Annotated in this window: 1 pseudogene; it reads right to left on the bottom strand. The window is 32.9% G+C overall.

Annotated elements, in window-relative coordinates:
- Positions 1 to 21: 21 nt before the first annotated feature.
- Positions 22 to 723: pseudogene (locus K8M07_RS12535) on the bottom strand (transposase); the annotation flags it as partial.

The raw sequence follows: 723 nt of genomic DNA, 5'->3' as shown, positions 1-723 counted from the left end.
TAATTAATTGTGTGATGCCTGCTAGTAGTAAATCGGCATGAATGGTTTTCTCATTTTGGGTTTTACGTCCAGCAATATAGAAACTTTCTTTAAAATGATTTATGGACTGCTCTACTACTGAACGGATTTTATAAACTTTATCCCATTCTTCTGTATCACGAAGAGTACCTGGATAAGCACGAAGATCCTTTTCGGGATAAATGTAGATCATCCTTCCACAAGGTGATGAAGTACAAGGATTATCACAAGAATGACGTCTTCGATATTTGCCATCATCACATTTGGTCCACTTCATTTTAGGGCATACAAACTTGAATGTTTTAATGCCACATCTTAAATGAGAAGTATTACCTTCTGGTCTCATTGGAAGAGTTGGATCATGTGGACAACAAGGTATTCCAAATTCATTTAAGATATAGTCTGGATGTTTTAAAGAGGAACGACGATTTAAAGGAATATATGCTTTATCAAATTTTAAATCAGTAAGTAAATCTTTATAAATATTAGTGGAATCAAAGGCAGCATCACCAATGAAAATATTTGGTTTAATACTAGGATGTTTTTCAAAGTAGTCTTTTAGAACAGGGATGACAGCTTTGGCATCATGAAGGGATTTATCTTCATCTGGTGAATCTGATTTTTTATCAACAATGATTTCAGGATGAGAATTTAAAAAATCTTTATTGTAAAAGGAAATATTCTTTACGATTCCTAAACCATTAG

Source organism: Schnuerera sp. xch1 (genome assembly GCF_019931165.1).
Taxonomy (GTDB): domain Bacteria; phylum Bacillota; class Clostridia; order Tissierellales; family Tepidimicrobiaceae; genus JAIOUP01.
The sequence above is the reverse complement of the archived record's forward strand: the minus strand, read 5'-3'. Positions and strand labels throughout refer to the sequence as shown.